The sequence below is a fragment of the Anaerotaenia torta genome (assembly GCF_050433395.1).
GTDB classification, from domain to species: Bacteria; Bacillota; Clostridia; order Lachnospirales; family Lachnospiraceae; genus Mobilitalea; species Mobilitalea torta.
Genome location: NZ_JBNPXH010000001.1, coordinates 502,082 through 523,676 on the forward strand (window position 1 = coordinate 502,082; position 21,595 = coordinate 523,676).

The window sequence follows — 21,595 nt, forward strand, 5'->3', positions numbered from 1 at the left end:
GGCTATGTGGAAGGATTATTCAATCAGTTATATCAAACAAAACAAAGCATCCAGTATTTCCATCATGGTAGCGGCGCTTGTCTCTACTCTGTTTTTGTCCTTGATTTGCAGTCTGTTCTATAATCTGTGGCAGTATAATATCGACCAGATTATCTATGAAGAAGGCGACTGGCAGGGAAGACTGGTTGGCAAAATAACAGATTCAGACATAGAAACGATTCAAAGCTTTGCAAATGTCACAAGAATAGAAACTTATTTGGATAAAAGCGGACAAACAGTAGCAGATATTTATTTTGAAAATATGAGAGATGCTTACAACGATTTGCCGCAGATTGCGGCACTGCCGGGTTTGACACAATCGGAAAGCTCCTATCATGATAAACTGCTGTCCCAGTATTTGATTTTTGATCCACAGGATGAACAGCCGCCGCTGTTACTTGGCTTCTATATTTTTGTCATGCTGGTGACCTGTATTTCATTGATTTTAATGATTCGGAATGCTTTTGCTGCATCTATGACGGCACGCATACATCAGCTTGGAATTTTGTCAAGCATCGGAGCTACACCCAGACAGATTAAAGTCTGTCTGCTCCAGGAGGCGTTTGCGCTGTGTGGGTTTCCTGTGCTCATGGGTAGCTTTGGAGGAATCGGGCTTTGCATTTGTTTCCTGGAATTTGCAAAGCAGATTGGCAGAGGGTATCAAAGTATTCCTGTTGTGCTGCATTATCATCCTCTGGTATTTGTGGTTACTGTCCTTGCCTCTTTGTTGACTGTGCTTTTGTCTGCATGGCTCCCGGCAAGGAGGATGAGCAGAATAACACCTTTACAGGCAATCCATACCGTATCGGAACAGTCATTCAAGAAAAAGAAGCACTCCTTTATACTTTCTTTGCTTTTTGGAGTAGAGGGAGAGCTGGCCGGTAATGCTCTGAAAGCAAGAAGAAAGGAGCTTAGAATTTCTACTATCTCACTCACGCTTTCTTTTTTTGCATTTACCATGTTCCTGATCTTTGTGACATTATCGAATATCAGCACAAAGCACACTTATTTTGAAAGGTACAAGGATTCCTGGGATGTAATGGCAACCGTAAAAAATACTAATATGGAAGAATTCGATGAACTGCCCGAGCTGAAAGAGATTGCGGGTGTGGAAAGCTGTGTCGCCTATCAAAAGGCAGTCGCCTATACCGTAATCAGGGAAGAACAGCTATCTCCTGAGCTTCAGGCATTGGGAGGCATTCGAGCCGTTGCAGGCTCCGCTGGGGTGATGACTGGCGTTGGAGCATGGCTTGTGAAAGTGCCTATTGTAATTTTGGACGATAATGGCTTTCAGGAATATTGCAGGCAGATAGGGGTGGAACCGGGGATGGATGGGGCTATTGTGCTGAACCGTATCTGGGACAGTATAAACAGTAACTTTCGATACCCGGAATATATTCCTTTCATTAAGGAAACCACACAGGATATATTGCTTACCGACGAGACTGGAAAGGAAACAGGCGGCAAGATTAAGCAGCTCGCATATACGCAGGAAGAACCGGTATTGCGTGAGGAATATGAGGATTATACTTTGGTTCAGATTATTCCGGCATCCCTATGGGGGAAATTGGGACTATGGGTGCCCGAGGTTGAAACGGATATAAGCTTACGGATTCTGGCATCGGATGATTCCGTGGTGTCTGAGATAGAAAGCGATGTGCGGGAGAGGTTGTCCGATAGCTATAAGGTAGATATCACAAATCGTATTCAGGATGAGATAGAAGAAAGGGATTTATGGAAGGGATACAAGACTATCGTGGGTGCGCTTTGTGCTTTGCTGGCGCTCATCGGAATTGCGAATATTTTCTCTCATACCTTAGGCTTCCTGTATCAACGAAAGCGGGAATTTGCCAGATATCTTTCGGTAGGTGTTACACCGGCAGGAATAAAGAAAATGCTTTGGATTGAAGTATTTACAATTGCAGGCCGGCCACTGCTGATTACCGTGCCTCTTGCCGTCATGTTTACAATATTCGCAATCACAGAAAGCTATCTGAAACCGGCAGAGCTCCTTCCCGTGCTGCCAGTACTTCCTATCATGATATTTATCCTTTTTATCTTTGTATTTATTGGATTGGCATATTATATTGGCGGAAAGCGTCTCTTGCAGTGTAATTTGAGTGAGGCGTTGCAGAATGATGCTATGGTTTAGTTAGAATAGTTAAGCTTTTTCACATTAGACTTTACTAATAATGCAGATACTAGAAAGTCCAAAGGCATCAAGACAGCGGATGGTTAGGATATCTTTTGTTGGTGTGAATAATGAGAACAGGAATTTGTCGATATTATTTTGGCGTGAATGAGAGGTAAAATTGTAATATTCTTTATAAAGGAAGCGGTTATATGCTGAAATTCCCCCAGTACCCAGCCGCAATAAGGAAATGAGTTATACAAAGGATATATCAGTGAATATCTTGCCTGTCATATTTTTTGCTTTTCTTGGATTTAAAACACAGGAAACCTTGCCGGGAACCTATATCGATTCACGAGGGAAAGAAAAGGTGGTGGTAGCTTGCAAGGATTTTGTCGAAGGCGGAAAAAGACTTCTTGAGTTTGCTGAAGATTACGAAGAGATTTGTAACTTACAACGAATTAATGCAACTTACAGGCAAATTTATTGATAAGCAAAAGAGCATGAGTTATACTCCGTACAACAAATAGAAAAAGAGGTGTTACTTATGCTTGGGATCATAACATTATTTATCGCATTGAGCGCACAATTAGGATTTCTTATTTACAGAATTGTCACAAAAGATCGACAAACGAGGATAAAGCACGTCATACGGATCGCCGCCTTCATAATATTCGCTTTACTTATGGCAACGGGTGTTTACTGGTGGGGATTTCGCTGGATAAGCCTGTTTATTCTCCTCGCGATTCTCGCCGTGTTCAGCGCCGTATTTTTTATCAGAAAACCCGTGTCCGAAAAGAAATATAAGAGATCAACGGCCATTCTCTCCTGCGTCAACGGCTGTTTCATGCTGACATTCTTGATCCTGCCCGGCATTCTGTTTCCGCAGTTTACGCCGGTCGCGCCCACAGGCTCTTATGCCGTGAATACCACAAGCGTTACTTTTGTAGATGACTCGCGTATCGATCCTTTTTCCGGGACGGACGAAAACAGAAAACTGACAGTTCAGTTCTGGTACCCGGATCTTGAGAAAGGTACAGACACTTTCCCGCTTGCCGTATTTTCACATGGCGCATTCGGTTATCGCGGCAGCAATATTTCCACTTTTGAAGACCTCGCCAGCAACGGGTATGTGGTCTGCAGCATAGACCATAGCTACCAGGCCTTCTTTGCAAAACACACGGACGGCAGCATGACGTTTGTGAACACAGCATTTCTCAATGATGCCGTCAACATCACAAACGGCGATTATGATAACCAAGCGACTTACACCAAAACTCACGAATGGCTGGCCCTTCGAACCGACGATATAAATTTTGTCCTGAATAAAATCCTGAACCGTGTGGAGGGCGAAATACCAGAATCCATCGGGGCATTGATCAACGAAGATAAAATTGGTCTGTTCGGACATTCACTTGGTGGCGCGGCAGCGGCACAAATGGGGCGGGAGCGGCCCGATGTGGATGCGGTGATCGTGATTGACGGTACGATGATCGGCGAAGAAACCGGATTTGAAAACGGGCAGGCAATCCTGACCAGGGAAGCCTATCCGGTTCCACTGCTGAACCTGTATAACGACAGCCATTACGAAGATGCCCGGCAGTTGGGTACGGCCTATAACAATCTTTCTGCCAGCGCACATGCGGCGGAAGCTTATGATATTGTTATTCGCGACTCGGGACACTTGAATTTTACTGATCTTCCGCTCTTTTCCCCGACATTTGCACGCATGCTCGGAACGGGAGAGGTTGACAGCTCTTACTGTATTAAGACGATGAATGATATCGTGCTGGACTTTTTTAATTACACGCTCAAGGACACCGGAACGCTGCAGTTGAAAACGGAATATTGAGCATATCCTCTTCCCTGTCCCTGCTTAACTTACTGACATTGGTTCACAGGGTAGCCAGGCGGCACTCCACCAAGTCACTTTTACGCAGACCGTCTGAGTGCATCTTGTGAAGCGGAGCGTTTTGAACGCACGAAGGTAAGGCAAGTAAAAGTGACTTGGTGGAGTGCCGCCTGGCTACCTGTGAACTGTAGCATAGGAACATCTTTAAAGCTATTAAATCACATGGCGAGCTTGAAATCGCTGCCGGAAATATGCTATAATTAATCGGTAATTGTCATGCTTTTGAACCCCGGTGATAAGCTGATGATTGCCGATTAACTTATCCGCCGCAAAGGGAAAACAGATTGGCGGCGGATAGGGAAACACAGCTTATTTATGGTTGCGAGGTGGCAGGTTGAAAGTTCTTGTGAATCAGATTAGCAAGGATAAGGAAGAGCGAGCAATAATCCAATGTTACGAAATAAACGAAGAAGTGAGAAGTATCCTTGCCTTTATAAAATCGGTTGGCGCCACACTTGCGGGGTATTCCGACGAAAGAGCGAGCCAGATTCCCCTTCAGGATATTTTCTTTGTTGAAGCTGTTGAAAACAGGGTTTTTGCTTATACGGCGAAAAAGGTATATGAGATCAAATGCAAGCTGTACGAATTTGCTGGGTTGTATGAAAACCGAAGGTTTTTCCGCTGCTCAAAATCTCAGGTCGTCAATCTGATGAAAATTGATCATGTTCGCCCAATCTTGAACGGGCGGTTTTCGGCAACGATGTTTAACGGCGAGGAAGTTATCATTTCCCGGCAGTATGTGCCGGAGCTAAAAAAGAGATTGTTAGGTGAGAGCGTATGAGTTTTAAGGTCTTTTTGAAAAGGTGCCTGATGGAATACTTTATCGTTACCACTTGCGTGACGGCGGCGATCGCCGTTTTGGGGCTGTCTCTTGACCCGACTGCAAGGTTTGGCTATGAAGGATTTTTTTCTCCCCTTATTTTTGGGCTTATTAGCCTCGTACCTTCATTTGTAACCTATTCCCGCAGGGAATTGTCATTGCGGCAGGCCCTCGTCCGTAAGGTGTTTCACGTCATTGTGCTTGAGGCGATGCTGATCGCATTCGGATTTTGGACCGGGCTTCTCCATAGCCCTGCCGAGTCATCCTTTTTTGGTCTGGCAGTCTTCGCCGTTTATATTGCAGTCAACCTGATCAGCTGGCTGCTTGACAAAAAGGAAGCCGATGAAATCAATAAAACGCTCAAATCTCTGCAGGACACAGATATTCGAAACGATGTATGAAAGATGAATAGCGAACAAGCTGACGGTGCTATTACCGTCTTTTTGTTTTCAAGATACATTGACAATCATCTATATAACCCTATATAATGATACATAGATAAGTATCTATGTGAGGTGGTTTCAAGATGAAAGACAAATATGCTGAAAAAGTCAGGTTGTTCAAAGCACTTGCGGATAGGAACAGGCTTATGATTGTGGATATGCTGTCTTGCGGCGAGCTTTGTGCCTGCAAGATTTTAGAGAAGTTTAATATTACGCAGCCGACTTTATCCCACCATATGAAAATCCTCTGTGATTGCGGTTTGGTAAACGGACGCAAAGAAGGAAAGTGGATGTATTATTCATTGAACAGCGAAAATATGCAGGAGTTCAAAAATTTCCTGCGCGCCATCACCATTGGCAAAGAAGATTGCATTTGCAAGGAGGGGGTGTGTAGCTGTGGAGAAAAATAAGCAAAATCCGGATATTGGCTTCTTTGAAAAGTATTTGACCCTGTGGGTGCTGCTCTGCATGGCAGCAGGTATTTTAATAGGTAAATTCCTTCCTGTTATTCCTGATTTCTTAGGACGTTTTGAGTATGCACAGATATCCATCCCCATTGCCGTGTTGATCTGGATTATGATTTACCCCATGATGATGAAGGTGGATTTTCAATCAATCAAAAATGTACGAAAAAATCCGCAGGGTTTGATTATTTCAAGCGGAACAAGCTGGCTGATTAAGCCATTTTTGATGTTTGGGCTGGCAACTTTCTTTTTTTATGTGGTATTCAAAAATTTAATTCCCGCCGATCTCGCTAAGAACTATGTTGCCGGAGCGGTTCTGCTTGGAGCCGCCCCCTGTACTGCAATGGTCTTTGTTTGGAGTAATCTCACAAAGGGCGACCCCGCACATACGCTTGTACAAGTGGCGGTCAATGATCTTATTATCCTTGTGGCGTTCGTGCCTATTGTTTCCTTCCTGTTGGGCGTAAATAATATGTTTGTGCCTTGGGATACTCTGTTTTTCTCCATTGTATTGTTTGTTGTAATACCGCTCATTGGAGGGGCTTTAACCAGAAATATTGTTGTAAAGAAAAAAGGCATTGGACACTTTAATGAGAATTTCATTCCCAAGTTTGATGGAATTACTACCGTTGGATTGCTTCTGACCTTAATTATTATCTTTACCTTTCAAGGCGATGCTATTTTAAGCAATCCGCTTCATGTACTGCTTATAGCGGTACCGTTAATCCTGCAAAACGTCATCACTGCAGCTTTTGCCTATATCATGTGCAAGGTGTATAAACAGACCCATAACATAGCGGCTCCTGCCGCTATGATTGGTGCGTCGGATTTTTTTGAATTGTCGGTTGCTGTGGCCATTGCTCTCTATGGACCGACTTCTCCCGTTGTCCTCGTATGTACGGTCGGTGTGCTGACCGAAGTGCCCGTCATGCTGTTACTCGTTAGTATTATAAACAAAACGAAAGGATGGTTTCCTGTTAGGAGGTAAAGGAGTATGAAAAAGGTTGCGTTTATATGCGTGCATAATTCCTGCCGCTCGCAAATTGCAGAAGCCTTATGCAAGCATTTTGCAGGGGATGTACTGGATGGCTATTCAGCCGGAACAGAAACAAAACCGCGGATCAATCAAGACGCTGTGCGGCTCGTGAAAGAGCTTTATGACATTGATATGGAAAAGGCACAGTATCCCAAGCTGCTATCCGACATTCCGCCGGTGGATATCGTTGTTACAATGGGATGCAATGTAGAATGTCCGTTCCTGCCCTGTGAGTATCGCGCGGATTGGGGACTTGATGACCCGACAGGCAAGAGTGATGAGGAATTTATTAAGGTTATAACAATGATAGAAGTAAGGATAAAAGAATTAGCAGGGCTCACCTTATGATCACGAAGTAAAGTACAGACTAGGTCTGCCGCAAAATGAATCGGTGATAGCAATTTATACAAGATAATCCTATTAATAGCACAAAAATGCGCCTTGAAACAGCTTTTGAAGCTTAGTCGAGACGCATTTTTTATGCAATATTTTTCAGCAAGTCCATTTTGCGACAGCCCCAGTTTGCCTTAAGTCCGAACAGACTCTGATTTGATATTAGCGGGTATGGTCTTCTTCTGCATCTTCTTTGGTTTCGTGAACTGTAGCAAATGGGTGCTGAGGCGGCGCATAAATAGAGTATAATTTAAGCGGTGTATTGCCTGTATTGAATAAATTGTGCCATTTGCCGGCGGGTATGATGATTGCAAAATCATCACGGACATATGCCTGAAAATCTAAATTATCTTGTCTGTCACCCATTCTGACAAATCCTTGACCTTCTTCAATGCGTATGAACTGGTCAAGGTCCGGATGGATTTCCAAGCCTATGTCTTCACCGACATTGATGCTCATCAAAGTAAGCTGCAGATAGTACCCTGTCCATAAAGAGGTACGGAAATTCCTGTTCTGTTCCGTAGCTTCTTCAATATTAACTACAAAAGGATTAGGCCCATAATCATTTAATACAATTGGGTTACCGGCCTGGGCTTGTTCAACATAAGGAAGAGATTGATCAGGAAACTGGCTCCTTAAATTCAAGTTATATATTGGGGTATTAGTAGAGTATGGGTACTGATACATATTGTAAGCGGCATGCATTGGTATATTGCCGCAATAAGGACATGGATATGCTGGTCCGTTATACATATGGATCATTCCTTTCATAGGCTTATGACATTAGTATATGCTCTGTGTTTAAAAATGTGTGATTACATGGATTGGTATTAGATTATGGGCTTTAGTTGTTGAATATGTTTAAGCAAATTGTTCGATTGGAAATATCTATTATGCCTTCCTCCTTGAGGTTTTTCAGTTCCCGGAACAAAGATGGACGCTGCACACCAAGATAATCAGCAAGTTGTTTTTTGCTGATGGGTAATACAATGACATTTGAGTGTTGTATGATGGATTGCTGTCTAAGGTATTCTAAAAGATTTTCTTTAAGAGTCCTTTGCGTTGCCATTGTAATCTTCCGATTCAGTTTCTGAGAGTTAAGCGATAACATTCCGATAAATTGCATGGTAAAATTATAGTCGTGTAAAAAATTCGATACCGCTTCCTTAGTAATATGTAAAAGCTGTGCATCGGACAGGCAGTATATTGTAAACGGATATGTATGGGTATCGCCAAACAGTAAATTTGCCCCCAGCATATGTCCCTTGGAGAATTCAAACATTGTCATTGCCGAACCGCTTTCTAAAAGGGAATATGCAACAAGGCTGCCGGATATAACAATATCAAATGTCTTACATTGATCTTTTTGATTATAAACAGTGGTACCTTTGGAATGGTTCTTCAAATACAATTGATGATCGGAAATTAACCGCTTTAATTTATCCGATGGTAATTGCGCAAACAGCGGTATAGCCTTAATCGTTTCTATCACAGTAATATCACTCCTCTCTAAAATATTATAGCAAAAAGAAACCTATGTGTCTATCTGGGAGGAAATCGAAACGTTATAATATAGGTACCTGTAAAAGAAAAAGGAGGAGCTAAAATGATTGAACAAATCTTTAGAATGGTGCAAAATGACACGCACACAATTGAAAAGGTGATTGCCGATGAAAATGTAAATGTTAATCACATGATTCTGGGTAAAAGCGAAGGGCTGCCGGAGCATTTTTCCAATTCCAATGTCTACATGGCAGTGATAAGAGGATTGCTGTCCATTGGTTTGGACGAACAGGAAATCCATGAGTATCCCGTAGGAACCATCTTGAAAATCCCCAAGGGGATTAAAATGAATGTTAAAAACCAGCATGATGAAATCCTGGAGCTGATTGTCGTAAAGGCACCGGCACCGGGAAAGTAACTTGATTTTGAGGGAGGCTTTATATGGATATTTTCACGGTGGCAATATGGGTTGGTACATTGATTTTTCTTGGGATTTCCCTTGCCAAAGACAAGGTGAGAACGAAACAGGCGCTTAAAATGGCGCTTGGAATGGGAAAAGGGATGGTAGTGAGCATTCTTTCCATTATTTTTGCAATCGGTCTGATTTTAACACTTATTCCGCCGGCAGAAGTTGCCGCCTTCCTGGGTACCCGGTCTGTCCTGCTGGCAACAGTTGGGGGGGCGTTGCTTGGCACAATCACGCTGGTTCCTGCTTTTATTGCCTTCCCCTTGGTGGGTACACTAATCCATGCGGGAGTTGGCGTGATTCCGTCTGTTGCTTTTCTGACAACACTGACAATGGTGGGCGTGGTTACATTCCCCCTCGAAAGGAAATCCTTTGGAGTAAAGTTTACCGCAATCCGCAACGGACTTAGCTTTCTTTTCGCCATTGCAATTGCACTTGTAATGGGGGTGATCATATGACAATGATAAAAAAGCTAAAAGAAAATCTGTTCCTGGTAGTTGTAGCCTTAGCCTATATCACCATGTTTATTGTAAACCCCGTAATGGGAATTGAGTCGGTGAAAAGCAGCGGGTATTATATCAAAGAAATGCTCATGATTATGCCGGTCATCTTCGTTCTGACGGCACTCTTGGACATATGGGTTCCAAAGGAAAAAATCATGCAGTATTTGGGTGAGAGTGCTAAATCGAAAGGTGTTTTTCTCTCTTTTGTAGTTGGCAGTATATCGGCAGGTCCGGTTTATGCTGCGTTTCCAATGTGTGTTATGCTCCGTAAAAAAGGGGCTTCCCTTCGGAATATTATCATTATATTAAGTTCGTGGGCTGTCATTAAAATTCCCATGCTCATCAACGAAGCGAAGTTTTTAGGTCCCAAGTTTATGGTTATCCGATGGGTGTTTACCATTATTGCAATCATTATTTTCTCATGGATAGCAGACAAAATGATAAAAGATAAGGATTTGCCGGGCGAGGTGCTGACACAGGCTGGCCTTCATATCAACCGGGACGCCTGCATGGGCTGTGCCCTATGTGCAAGGAACTATTCAGAACTGTTCGGGATGGAAAACAAAAAGGCGCTGGTAAAATCCTATGAGGCGCTAGATATGGATAAGCTGGAGGATGTAATAAAATCGTGTCCGGTAAAGGCTATATCCTATAATGAAGAATATGCCGATACTCAAGGCTAAGGGAGGTGTGCGGAGCGGTAACTGGTATATTTATGGCAGTTGGTATGATATATGGATATTCAGGGTCTAAAGATCATGCTTCAAAAACAGAGTATTATAAAAGAATTCTACGCCCGTTCGTTTTGGCCGTTACTGCAAAACGAACGGCGTTTTTTGTATTCTTTAGTCTCGGGAATTCATACATAGCCTTTTGTTTAATGTGTATAACCGAGGAAACGGATACCTTAGAGAAGATCTATATATAAAGGAAGATATCGCCGGTTTTAGATTTAGAGCAGTGCTTCCAGGTACCGCAGATCAAGAAGCAGAAAAATAAATTTGACTGTTGTAATTTGCAACTATTGTGTGTTAAAGTAATTTCGAGGTAATACTATGTCAACCAAGGAAATGAAATACTTAGAGAACTCATTCGTGTGCTCATGACCTGTACCGGTATGGTTTGTGATGCGGTCGAAATCCTTAAGAAGATGGGATATTGATACGGGAGATACCTCATAGATTTTATAATTGATAAAATGCATCCGTTTGATTGGCTGCAGAGAGGGAAAGGATTTAAATGACTAACTGGAAACGTAATGCAACATTATATATTATTGGGCAGTTCGTGTCAATGTTCGGCTCGATGCTCGTACAACATGCTATAACCTGGAAGATCACACTTGAAACTAAATCGGGTATGATTATGATGCTGTTCACCTGCGCTGCGTTGCTGCCAATGACGCTGATTTCACCGTTTGCGGGCGTATGGGCAGATAGGTATAACCGCAAACACCTTATCGTAATATCCGATGCGTGTATCGCGCTGACAACGCTCGGCTTGGCGGTGGCGTATATCTCCGGCTACAAAAATGTCTGGCTCATGTTCATAGTAGTAGTTGCACGGTCGTTTGGACAGGGGATACAGCAGCCCGCCGTATCCGCAATGATACCGCAAATCGTACCGACGGAGAGTCTGCAGCGGTTCAACGGCATACAGAGCTCCGTCCAGTCACTGAATATGTTCGTCGCACCGATGGCGGCTGGTGCGTTACTGTCGTTCCTGCCGATTGAGCATATTTTCTTCATTGATGTGGTGACTGCGGCCATAGGCATAAGCATAGTTTTGATATTTGTTAAGGTGTCCGGCGTTCCGCATACAGGGGAGATACAGCAAGGGATAAAGGCGTACCTGCACGAACTGCGCGAGGGCTTGCGGTATATCAATTCCAAAGCGTGGCTGAAGCTTATTATTATTTACAGTGCGTTCTTCAGCTTTTTTGCGTCGCCCTCTGCTTTGCTTACTCCGCTTCAGACGGCCCGTACCTTCGGCGATGATGTTTGGCGGCTGACCGCCATTGAAATTGTATTCTCCATTGGTGCGGTGGCAGGCGGCATATTGATTTCTGTATGGGGCGGCTTCAAAAATAAGGCGCACACTATTGTGATGGCTTGTGCTTTATTCGGTTTGACAGGTTTTCTGCTGGGTATGGTGCCGAATTTTTGGGTGTATTTAGGTGTAATGCTCATCTGCGGCGCTACAATGCCGTTGTTTAACACGCCGAGTATGACGCTGCTCCAGAGCAAAATCGAGCCGGACAAAATGGGACGTGTATTCAGCGTGATGATGATGTTCAGCGGGTTGGCAATGCCCCTGGGAATGGTTGTGTTCGGACCCCTGGGTGATGTGGTGCGAATAGAGTGGCTGTTGATTGGGTCCGGTATGGTGATATTCATCAGCGGCTTTGCACTGCTTCGGGCGCGTTCATTGATTGAGATAGGTAAATCGTACTCCTGAAAGGAGAGCGGTTTATGAACTGGATACAAAGTTTATCGAGAGCCATACAATACATGGAAGATCACTTGACGGAGGATATTAGTATCGATGATATATCGTGCCAGGCCTTCACATCGAGCCGGTACATAATCAATACATATCGATAGGCTCGTGGTTGGATGCCGGGGTGGGATTTTTTGAATTCCGCCCCCATTACTATGGAAAGCATTTTGAACGGCTTCTGGGATTAATGGCATGCGGCATCCTTGTTACCGGCGAAGGATACAATAAAATCATAGGATAGGATTATAGTTATTTATGAAAGGTAGGATGATTATGCAAAAACGACCATTTGGCAGTACGGGTTTACACACTTCAATTCTTGGATTTGGCGGCTTTCACTTGCTGGAAATTCCCGTAAGCGAGGCTGATTATCTATTAAACCGATATCTGGACGAGGGCGGTAATTATATTGAAACTGCTGCCAGCTATGGGGATGGTGAATCAGAGAGAAAGATCGGTCAATGTGTATCGGCGAGAAGAAAGGAATTCATTCTGGCAACAAAGTCAGGAGAACGTTCCAGGGATGGGGTGTTAGCCTCTTTAAACCGCAGCTTAAGTAACCTTAAAACGGATTATGTGGACCTTTTCATTATGCATGCCGTGGGAACCATGGAGGACCTGGATCGGATTCTTGCTCCCGGCGGGGCATTGGAAGGCGCAATGCAGGCAAAGAAGGAGGGGCGGGTTCATCACATAGGAATCTCTATGCATGGACAACCCGACGTCTTAATCCGTGCATTAAAGGAATATCCTTTTGATGCTGTGATGACCACCATTAATTATTACGATCATTTTAACTTCCCGGAGATACAGGAGGTGCTGTTGCCATTAGCACATAAGAAGAATGCTGCCGTTATCTTAATGAAGCCGGTAGCGGACGGTTTGCTGTGGCGCTCTGCTCCGCAGGCGTTTCGCTATGCCTTCAGCCAGCCGGTATCCATCGTCGTTGCCGGTATTAACAATAGAGAGCTGCTGGAAGCAGATTTGCGTTATGCCAATGAATTTGAACCAATGTCTGAGGAAGAGGTGGAGGATATCTATACGAACGCTCCTGAGCTGGGCACTTATGTGTGCAGGCAATGCGGAAAATGCATGGTTTGCCCTGAGAGCATTCCCCTTACGGCTATTTTCCAATATGAAGGCTATTTTGACCGGCAAATGGCGGATGGTATTGTAACCAATGCTTCTGATTACGCCCTGAAGGAGCGGCTGCGCTTTTGGTTTGGCAACCGCGATATGGCGATGAATCTTTATTCTAAGCTGGGGGTCAAGGCTGATCGCTGTACGGATTGCGGCAAATGTACACCGGAATGCCCTTATGGGATTGATGTAAGGCGTAAGCTGGCAATCGCGGATTATAAGCTGGCGAAGAAAGATATTTTTTAATTTTATTGATAGCACCAAACCTTGTGTTGTTTCCTGCGACTATATAATTAAACTCTGGGTTTTATTGAAAGCTTTCAAACGAGGTTGTGAAGAATGGATAAAACTGATTTAACAGAATATGCTGATTACCTGTTGCGGACGGCAATGCACAGGCTACAGAATATTAGTGACGCAGAAGATTTGGTGCAGGAAACTCTCATGGCGGCTTTGCTTGTAATGGAAAAGGGCAAGGTGGTTGATAATCCGAAGAATTGGCTGGTAACCGTGTTGAATAAACAGACATATGGCTTGCCTCGTCCAGCACCAAACATGTCGTGAAAGGGACTGGCTATCGCTTATTATAATTGTTCTTTACATTGATCTTCCGTGCTTTAATGACTATAATATAGTTGTCCCATAAGGGGAATATTGCCTATGGATTTTGCTGTACTATCCATAGAAAACGGAGGTTTTAAGAAATGAATATAAAAGCTGAAATATTGACAAGCATTTTAAGTAAAGTGCTTAATACAACCATAGTCCGGGCAGAGTATCAGACTGAAGAACTGCAGGGCGGGACAGTGGGTACTGTCAGGCTCATAACGGGTATTGCTGAAACCTCTGACGGTGCATCCATGCCTTACAAGGTCGTCTGGAAAACACAAAAGAAATGGGAGCGCTATGGTGACCCGGATTCATGGCGCAGGGAATATGACCTTTATCTATCGGACTTAAATACGGCTTTCACCGATTCATTCCGCTGGCCGAAGTGTTACCGCGCTGAAATGAACGATGAGGAAGATGAGATACAGCTATGGATGGAATATATTGACGGTGTTTCGGGTTTGGACCTGAGCGGCGACATGTATGAACGCGCAGCCGAGGAATTGGGACGTTTCCAAGGCAGACTATATGCCGGGCAGCCTGCTTTCCTGCAAAACCTGACAAACTTAAGCAGGATTGAATACGCAAAGGATTTTTATCTGCATTACAGGTCTTGGAATGTTGTATATGACTATATACGCTCCGAGGATTGCAAAATCCCGAAGCATATTTGTGAAATGCTCATAAGCATTGATGAAAATTCGGATGAAATATTCAGTCGCATTGAAAAGCTGCCCATTGTGCTGTGCCACAGGGATTTTTGGGTGGCAAACATCTTCTGCTCAGAGGGAAAAATCGTACTCATGGACTGGGATACGGCTGGATGGGGTTATATGGGTGAGGATATCGCAAGCCTGATCGCTGATGAGGCTGATGTTGACCGCATGGTTGAATACTATCGCAGATGCATCCCGGCATATTACAGAGGGTTTTCAGAATATGCGGACATATCTCATGTTACGGATCATTGTGTCTACGAGTTGATTCTTATTATGTTTGGATATAGACTTGTTGAATGGTATCTCAACGCAGACGACGAGCCCGAAGAGACAAAGGACGAAAAAACGCTGCACCTCAATACACTTCAAAAAATCTATGAAATGAGGAATAGTGATGCAAATCGTTGACTTTATCGCCACCCATGTCGAGCAGGCGGCAAGAATCGCTAAGCAAAATTACGATGATGAGCGTAGCTCTGTTACCGTGCTGCCACTCATATCAGCAGTTCCCGACCTGACACCGTTCGCAGAAAATGGCCTTGGCGTCGCAGCCTTTGACGGCGGTGAGATGGTTGGCTTCCTTTGTTGTGTGCCGCCATTCAAAAACGCTTTTCGCTCCACCGATGCCATAGGAGTCTTTTCACCAATGGGTGCCAACGGCGCTGTCGGTTCAAAACGTGCCGAGATCTATGCCCGCATGTATCAGGCGGCGGGCGAAAAATGGGCGCACGCCGGAGCGGCCAGCCATGCCGTGTGCCTATATGCTCACGACAAAGAAGCGCAGGAGCAATTCTACCGTTATGGTTTCGGTATGCGAACAGTTGACGCGCTGCGTATGATGGATGAGATAGAAGTGCCTCCGTGCAAAGGGTATATTTTTGAAGAGCTTTCACCGGAGGATAATACTTCTGTTTTCCCGCTTGACCAAATGTTGAATCAGCATCAGTGTGAGAGCCCATTTTTTATGAACAGGAAACCGAGTACGCTTGAAAGCTTCGTAGCTTCCTATACAAAGCACGGTTCAAGATTCTTCGCGGCGAAGAATAACGGGGAAATCTGTGCTTACTTGAAGATACTTAAGGATGGTGAAACATTTATTGTTGACGCTGACGATTATATTCATATAGGCGGTGCCTATTGTCTGCCGGAACATAGAGGAAAAGGTGTTTATTCAAACCTTATAAATCGTGCGGTACACATATTAAAGGCGGAAGGATATACTCGCCTTGGCGTTGATTTTGAGAGCATTAATCCGACAGCATGGGGGTTCTGGATCAAATATTTTGCGGCTTACACTTATGGTGTGGTGCGACGGATAGATGAGCACAGTATTACAAAGCCAAGATAGGGATTAGCTGCTTCTGCGCCCTGTGGGGCGGCTATGGCGGGGAATTTTATGTAATGCATCTATTCTCATAGCATTCAGAACGGTGTAGAGGGAGGCAGGAAATACTTATGCCGGTTGGCTGAGAAAGGCAGTTATATTGAGGTATCAATAGTTGAAAAATGAATAAAGGTTAACCATATATTTCTCTCAATAATGTGCACAATAATAGAAGGTAGATTGTAGATAAAAAACACATTAAAACAAGCTACTCATCCCAATAATTAAGATGAGTAGCTTGTTTTTACATATACCACTGTGCCTGTGCTTGATAGAGGTGATTCCCAAACGATGGGAGATAAGGAGGGTGGCTCAAAGTAGGGGCATCAAGGGTTTTCTCATCACGGAAACGCACTTAATTCTTGAATTCGGCTTTGATTATTTTTCGTTTAGTTGTATAATGTTATCATATTTTAAGGGAGGCACCGCCTTGTATAAGGCGATCGGTCGTATGAAGCGCTTTTTCGAAGATTTCTCCAGAGAACATGAAAAAACTGCCGGCGGTATTGAACCTGATCAAGGTTACCCCTTCAGAGCAATATCAAACAATAAGCTTCCGACGATCAATTATACGGACAGTGGGGTGAACTATATGAAAAAAGTGATCGCAATCCATGCGAGCAGGCGAAAGATGAATACTTACAGATTGCTGGTGCAAATACAACAGGAATTGGCCCAAAATGATGCCGAAGTTGAAATACTTTCACTTTATGATTTTAATCTTGGAGATTGCTTAGGGTGTGAAAAATGTATTCTTCGTGGTGGCTGCGTGCACCGCGATGATATGGAGTTGTTAATGGAAAAAATGAAAGCTGCCGATGGCATCATTCTCAGCTCACCGGTCTATTTGCAGCAGGTTTCCGGAAAGCTGAAGAATTTTATCGACCGGACCTGCGAGTGGTATCATCGCCCGGTGTTGCATGGAAAACCTGTTATTTGTGTAGCCACCACAAAGGGGTCTGGATTAAAAGCGACGCTTTCCTACCTTAGAAGTGTCGCGGTTCAGTGGGGAGCAATGCCAGCCGGCAGCGTTGGAAGAACGATTAGAAGCATTGATACTCCGGTCTCGAAAAAGGAATTATCAGGATTTATAAAGCTTTTGCGGACACCCCAAGGCTATAGGCCTCCGCTGAGCAGTCTTATCAATTTTGAGGTACAGAAGGCATTAGCAAAATACTTGAACGGAATTGATACACGTTACTGGATTGAGAAAGGCTGGGACAAAAATCCATATTATTTTAAGTGCCGCCTTAATGGAATAAAACGCATTGCTTCCGGAATATTTGGTACCATTCTGCAGCGCGGGATGGCTTGCAATCAAACAAAACCATCTGAGAAATAAACACTAAACCAGGAGGCCATGATGAAGAAATTGATTGTAAAGCACTTAAGGAAAATTATTCTGAAACCACCGAGTCTTTGGAATGTTTGAAAATGGCAAGAAGTGAGAGAATCATGAGATAGGTAAACCGTGAAAAATAGATCCTCCTGAATATACCTATTTTACGGGTGCCAGCTATTGTATTTTTGTATCTTCTCGGAAAGGCAGAAGCAGACGGACAAAACGGAAAAATGTAGTATTATATCGTCTCTGGTACTATGATTTATAAATGCATATGGAAAAGTTCTTGAATTTATTATAGAATTAATTTAGGTCGTTGATTGTGAAACGGGTTATTTAGACATGAGGCAGGGTATCGAGCGGAAACTGGAACTGTTATGACACGTGAGACAATTAAATATAAAATACGAAAGGAGCCACTATATGGGAACGCAAAGCAAGGGACGATGTAACTATTGTGAGGCAGAGTATACCAAAGCAGGGATGGTAAAGCATGTTGGGGCATGCAAGGAAAATACAACTTTACAGGATGTGGATCAATTTCTAAGGGATATATGGTTAGAATGTTGTGGGCATTTGAGTGCATTTACGATCTTGGGAGAGTCCTATGAACGTTATCCGGATGATTTGGGATTATGGGATGAACCAGCAAAAAGTATGAAATACCAGTTGAAGACTATGCTTCAAAAAGGAATGAATATTGGATATGAATATGATTTTGGCTCAACAACAGAGTTGCTTATCACTGTTTCCGGCTACAAAATTGAACCTTGGAAGAAAGAAAAGATTACCCTTCTGGGTAGAAACAACCCTCTGGAATTCCTTTGCTCAGAATGCGGCAAGAAAATAGCAAGATCAGTCTGTACGCAATGTATGTATGAAGGAACAGGTTTCCTGTGTGAAGACTGTGAGGAAATCCACGAATGTGGGACGGAGATTATGTTGCCGGTGTGCAATTCACCTCGCTGTGGAGTATGTGGCTATAGCGGCAGCAGCGTCTACGAGGACTAATGATCTATGATTCGAAAAGAAGAATGCGTATATGTAAAATTGAGTCAGACACATGATAGGGAACCAGGCTAAGTCATTATAATTGACCAAACAAGGCCTGCGAAGACAGCGGTGCTGGCATCAAGGATAAAAATGAGGAAGGGGGTTAATGTCATGACGCACAAAGGTACCGTAAGAATTGAAACAGAGCGGCTTGTTCTAAGGCGGTTCACCATAGATGATCTGGAACAAATATATAATCATTGCTGGAGTGACCCGGAGGTCTGGAAGTGGACAAGCTATGAGCCTATGCACTGTGTGGAGGACGTCATAAATATTGCGGAGATGTTCACAGATAAATGGCTTGGTGCTTACGATAGACCAAACAGATATAGCTGGGCGATTCAGCTCAAATCCTCAGGCGAGGTAATCGGCAGGTTTTTTGGAATGCATCCGGACGACCGGTTAAATCAAATAGAGTTGGCATATGAGCTTGGGCAGAACTGGTGGAATCAGGGATTGATGACGGAGGCTGTAAAAGCAGTCATGGATTTCTTCTTCAATGAAGTAGGCTTCAATCGAATCCATGCCAACCATGCCAGTGAAAATCCTGCATCCGGCAAGGTCATGCAAAAATGCGGAATGACTTATGAAGGTACCATGCGGCAAGCACTCAGATGCAATAACGGTCTGTTCGATAAAGTTAACTACGCCATCCTCTCGGATGAGTACTTCAAATAAAAGATACAAATATATGCTTTAGCTTAGGCCCGGTGTTGCCGGCGATATTCGCCGGGAGTGATATGCAATGCTTTTTTATAAACCTTAGTAAAATAATTAGCAGATGAGAAACCGCATTCTTCTGCGACCTTTTCAATGGGCAGATCGGTATTAAGCAAGAGCTGCATTCCATGCTCCAACCGAAGCTGGGTTAAAAACTGAACCGGAGTAATGCCCTGCTCTTTGCAGAATTGCCTTGTCAGATGGGGATAGGAAACCCCGATCTCCGGGCCCATCTCTTCCAGGTTGGTCTGCTTTGCATAATTTCTCCTCATCCATTCTATGGCAGAAGTTACGTGAGGACTAACCCTTCGATATGGCGGAAATTCCACGCTGCGCAGTAAGGAAATAAGAAACCGGTAGAGCCATTCGCTGCCGCTATAAGGAGATAGCCTGTGCTGGCTTTGGAGGGTATCATATAATTCCAGAAAGAGGCTGACCGGTACACTGTCGATTCCTAACTCCAGGACCGGACCGGCTATTTCGCGGATCCGGGTAAAGAAGGGTTCTACAGCCGGACCTGTGAAATGCAAATAAAAGAAGGTCCAATGATATTCAGTATCATCCTCCTCCTGAGAAAGGTAATATTGACTGTTCTCCGGAAAGGAGATGAAAAAGGCCTTTCTCTTTGTTAATCTATGGAGAGTCCCCTGGCTATGGTAGATGCCATAGCCGTCCAAGGTGCATTGAAATAGATAGCCTTGATAATCTCTGGAGGAGTTATCAAAACTATAGCATTCCTTTCTTCTCAATTCAATTCCCAAATCGTTAATACATAGGGATTGTTCTGCTATACAATCAATATTAAGAAAACCGTAATTGCCTAATGGCTGCCTGAAAGGCAGACTATATTCCCTGGACATCAAAAAATTACCCTTCCTATCATATAAATACTCTTGTTGTTCCAAAATTATAATAATATAATACTCAATATAGGCACATAATTCAATAGGATCCGTATCAAATTATTGCTATAAGGAGGATGTATCATGAACAAAAATAAATTTGCCCTTACACCGCCCATGGGCTGGAACAGCTATGATTATTATGATACTACGGTGAATGAGGAGCAGGTTAAAGCCAATGCCGATTACATGGCGGCCCATATGAAGGAATACGGGTGGGAATACATCGTAGTTGATATTCAGTGGTATGCCTACGATACAGGAACACAGAGAAACAGGCATCAATATATTCCCTTCTGGAAGGTTGAGATGGATGAATACTCCAGACTCCTCCCCTGTCCCGATCGTTTTCCCTCCTCGGCAAACGGCCAGGGCTTTAAGCTGTTGGCGGATTATATCCACAGCTTGGGTTTGAAATTCGGTATTCATATTATGCGTGGGATTCCCAGAATTGCAGCTCATACTCAAACAAAGATATACGGAACGGATCGGACAGCCAATGAGATTGCTAATCCCTCCAATATCTGCTTCTGGAATCCGGATATGTACGGATTAGAGGCGGACAGAGAAGGAGCACAGGAGTACTACGATTCCATTTTCCGGCTCTATGCCCAGTGGGGTGTGGATTTTGTAAAATGCGATGACATCTGCAGGCATGACATGAAATCCTCTGAGAAGGAAACGGAAATGCTTCATAAGGCAATTCAGAATTCCGGCCGTCCCATTGTTCTAAGTCTGTCACCCGGGCCTGCATTGATTAATAAGGCATGGCATTATGAAAAATATGCCAACATGTGGAGAATTACAGATGATTTCTGGGATAGCTGGCCGCTTCTGCTCAATATGTTTGAACGGTGTGAGCTTTGGCAGAACCATGTTTCGGAGGGCTGCTATCCGGATTGTGATATGCTTCCCCTGGCTTACATCGGCAAAGGCTTCGGTGAAGAGAGGTATACCAGATTCACGAAGGAAGAGCAGATTACCATGATGACCCTATGGTGCATCTTCCGCTCTCCCCTTATGATAGGGGCAGAACTGCCTAAGCTGGATCAATGGACCCTGGAGCTGATAACCAATGAAAAAGTATTACGGCTTTTAACTCATTCCTCCGGAGCGAGGCAGATCATGAGGGACAGGCAGCAGGCGGTATGGTTTTCAAAGGATACCGAGGAGAATGCATATTATCTGGCTGTCTTCAATCTCAGCGATGAGGAGCGGGAGATTAGCATAGCTGCCGAAGAGGTTGAATTGGAATATTTTGGGGGATATACGCTTGAAGAATTATGGAGTAAAGAAAAGCGGGAAGCCTCTGGTCAGATTTTAAACACGATGGTATCGTCACATGGGGCAAAATTATATCGTTTGGTAAATTAATATAATAGTATTCGCAGAAGAAAGTTTATATATTATCTTGGATATATAACTCCGGTCGAATTTTAGTTAAACTGTTTCTTGATGATTCAGTTGAGACAATAAATCGGCAGGAGTTATATTATTTTATAAAATCCGTATATATT

General features: G+C 43.7%; 23 protein-coding genes. 20 read left to right on the top strand and 3 right to left on the bottom strand.

What is annotated here, in order from left to right; genetic code table 11:
* Positions 1 to 4: 4 nt before the first annotated feature.
* From HNQ56_RS02190 to HNQ56_RS02225, 8 genes are all read left to right on the top strand, one after another.
* Positions 5 to 2,191 carry an ABC transporter permease gene (locus HNQ56_RS02190; RefSeq protein ID WP_429142312.1) on the top strand — a complete coding sequence of 729 codons (2,187 nt, stop codon included), beginning with the start codon at positions 5 to 7 and terminating at the stop codon, positions 2,189 to 2,191.
* Positions 2,192 to 2,420: 229 nt separating this feature from the next.
* Entirely contained in the window at positions 2,421 to 2,660 is a 240-nt protein-coding gene (locus tag HNQ56_RS02195; protein WP_429142314.1) for a hypothetical protein, read from the top strand.
* A 57-nt stretch (positions 2,661 to 2,717) separates the two neighbouring features.
* Positions 2,718 to 4,022 (top strand): alpha/beta hydrolase family protein, encoded by a 1,305-nt coding sequence (locus HNQ56_RS02200; RefSeq protein WP_429142316.1) that lies wholly within the window; start codon positions 2,718 to 2,720, stop codon positions 4,020 to 4,022.
* 406 nt (positions 4,023 to 4,428) lie between these two features.
* The gene (locus HNQ56_RS02205) at positions 4,429 to 4,863 is read left to right on the top strand and encodes a LytTR family DNA-binding domain-containing protein (protein WP_429142318.1); all 435 of its coding nucleotides are present in this window, start codon (positions 4,429 to 4,431) and stop codon (positions 4,861 to 4,863) included.
* A complete protein-coding gene (locus HNQ56_RS02210; protein WP_429142320.1) occupies positions 4,860 to 5,303 on the top strand; it encodes a DUF3021 family protein in 444 nt (147 codons plus the stop codon). Before HNQ56_RS02205 ends, HNQ56_RS02210 begins: the two co-directional genes overlap by 4 nt.
* A gap of 125 nt (positions 5,304 to 5,428) precedes the next feature.
* Entirely contained in the window at positions 5,429 to 5,755 is a 327-nt protein-coding gene (locus HNQ56_RS02215; protein ID WP_429142322.1) for an ArsR/SmtB family transcription factor, read from the top strand.
* Positions 5,742 to 6,797 carry an ACR3 family arsenite efflux transporter gene (gene arsB, locus HNQ56_RS02220; protein ID WP_429142324.1) on the top strand — a complete coding sequence of 352 codons (1,056 nt, stop codon included), beginning with the start codon at positions 5,742 to 5,744 and terminating at the stop codon, positions 6,795 to 6,797. The genes HNQ56_RS02215 and arsB overlap by 14 nt, the downstream gene beginning before the upstream one ends.
* A 6-nt stretch (positions 6,798 to 6,803) precedes the next feature.
* Positions 6,804 to 7,193, top strand: a complete 390-nt coding sequence (locus tag HNQ56_RS02225) for an arsenate reductase ArsC (RefSeq protein WP_429142326.1) — start codon at positions 6,804 to 6,806, stop codon at positions 7,191 to 7,193.
* 207 nt (positions 7,194 to 7,400) lie between these two features.
* Here the strand turns inward: HNQ56_RS02225 and HNQ56_RS02230 are convergent, their stop codons facing one another.
* Positions 7,401 to 8,009: a cupin domain-containing protein gene (locus tag HNQ56_RS02230; RefSeq protein WP_429142328.1), complete on the bottom strand. Its 609-nt coding sequence runs from the start codon at positions 8,007 to 8,009 to the stop codon at positions 7,401 to 7,403.
* A 73-nt stretch (positions 8,010 to 8,082) separates the two neighbouring features.
* Positions 8,083 to 8,730, bottom strand: coding sequence for a Crp/Fnr family transcriptional regulator (locus HNQ56_RS02235; protein WP_429142330.1), 648 nt, complete (start codon positions 8,728 to 8,730; stop codon positions 8,083 to 8,085).
* 114 nt (positions 8,731 to 8,844) lie between these two features.
* Between HNQ56_RS02235 and HNQ56_RS02240 the strand changes: the two genes are divergently transcribed.
* The 11 genes from HNQ56_RS02240 (at position 8,845) to HNQ56_RS02295 (ending at position 19,134) form a co-directional block, all read left to right on the top strand.
* Positions 8,845 to 9,159: a cupin domain-containing protein gene (locus HNQ56_RS02240; protein WP_429142332.1), complete on the top strand. Its 315-nt coding sequence runs from the start codon at positions 8,845 to 8,847 to the stop codon at positions 9,157 to 9,159.
* A 23-nt stretch (positions 9,160 to 9,182) separates the two neighbouring features.
* Positions 9,183 to 9,665, top strand: coding sequence for a permease (locus HNQ56_RS02245; protein ID WP_429142333.1), 483 nt, complete (start codon positions 9,183 to 9,185; stop codon positions 9,663 to 9,665).
* Positions 9,662 to 10,393, top strand: coding sequence for a permease (locus tag HNQ56_RS02250; RefSeq protein WP_429142335.1), 732 nt, complete (start codon positions 9,662 to 9,664; stop codon positions 10,391 to 10,393). The genes HNQ56_RS02245 and HNQ56_RS02250 overlap by 4 nt, the downstream gene beginning before the upstream one ends.
* Before the next feature lie 556 nt (positions 10,394 to 10,949).
* A complete protein-coding gene (locus HNQ56_RS02260; protein WP_429142337.1) occupies positions 10,950 to 12,167 on the top strand; it encodes an MFS transporter in 1,218 nt (405 codons plus the stop codon).
* A gap of 315 nt (positions 12,168 to 12,482) precedes the next feature.
* Positions 12,483 to 13,595, top strand: a complete 1,113-nt coding sequence (locus tag HNQ56_RS02265) for an aldo/keto reductase (protein WP_429142338.1) — start codon at positions 12,483 to 12,485, stop codon at positions 13,593 to 13,595.
* 93 nt (positions 13,596 to 13,688) lie between these two features.
* The gene (locus HNQ56_RS02270) at positions 13,689 to 13,913 is read left to right on the top strand and encodes an RNA polymerase sigma factor (RefSeq protein ID WP_429142340.1); all 225 of its coding nucleotides are present in this window, start codon (positions 13,689 to 13,691) and stop codon (positions 13,911 to 13,913) included.
* Positions 13,914 to 14,053: 140 nt separating this feature from the next.
* Positions 14,054 to 15,085, top strand: coding sequence for an aminoglycoside phosphotransferase family protein (locus HNQ56_RS02275; RefSeq protein WP_429142342.1), 1,032 nt, complete (start codon positions 14,054 to 14,056; stop codon positions 15,083 to 15,085).
* A complete protein-coding gene (locus HNQ56_RS02280) occupies positions 15,072 to 16,025 on the top strand; it encodes a GNAT family N-acetyltransferase (protein ID WP_429142344.1) in 954 nt (317 codons plus the stop codon). The genes HNQ56_RS02275 and HNQ56_RS02280 overlap by 14 nt, the downstream gene beginning before the upstream one ends.
* 466 nt (positions 16,026 to 16,491) lie before the next feature.
* Complete coding sequence (locus HNQ56_RS02285; protein ID WP_429142345.1) at positions 16,492 to 17,403, top strand: flavodoxin family protein; 912 nt, start codon at positions 16,492 to 16,494, stop codon at positions 17,401 to 17,403.
* A 423-nt stretch (positions 17,404 to 17,826) separates the two neighbouring features.
* Positions 17,827 to 18,414, top strand: coding sequence for a plasmid pRiA4b ORF-3 family protein (locus HNQ56_RS02290; RefSeq protein ID WP_429142347.1), 588 nt, complete (start codon positions 17,827 to 17,829; stop codon positions 18,412 to 18,414).
* A gap of 153 nt (positions 18,415 to 18,567) precedes the next feature.
* Complete coding sequence (locus HNQ56_RS02295) at positions 18,568 to 19,134, top strand: GNAT family N-acetyltransferase (RefSeq protein ID WP_429142349.1); 567 nt, start codon at positions 18,568 to 18,570, stop codon at positions 19,132 to 19,134.
* A 23-nt stretch (positions 19,135 to 19,157) separates the two neighbouring features.
* On the opposite strand, the gene HNQ56_RS02300 is transcribed toward HNQ56_RS02295, so the two are convergent.
* A complete protein-coding gene (locus HNQ56_RS02300; RefSeq protein ID WP_429142350.1) occupies positions 19,158 to 19,925 on the bottom strand; it encodes an AraC family transcriptional regulator in 768 nt (255 codons plus the stop codon).
* 237 nt (positions 19,926 to 20,162) lie between these two features.
* On the opposite strand from HNQ56_RS02300, the gene HNQ56_RS02305 reads away from it, so the two are divergent.
* Positions 20,163 to 21,452, top strand: coding sequence for a glycoside hydrolase family 27 protein (locus HNQ56_RS02305; protein WP_429142352.1), 1,290 nt, complete (start codon positions 20,163 to 20,165; stop codon positions 21,450 to 21,452).
* The last annotated feature ends 143 nt before the right edge of the window (positions 21,453 to 21,595 follow it).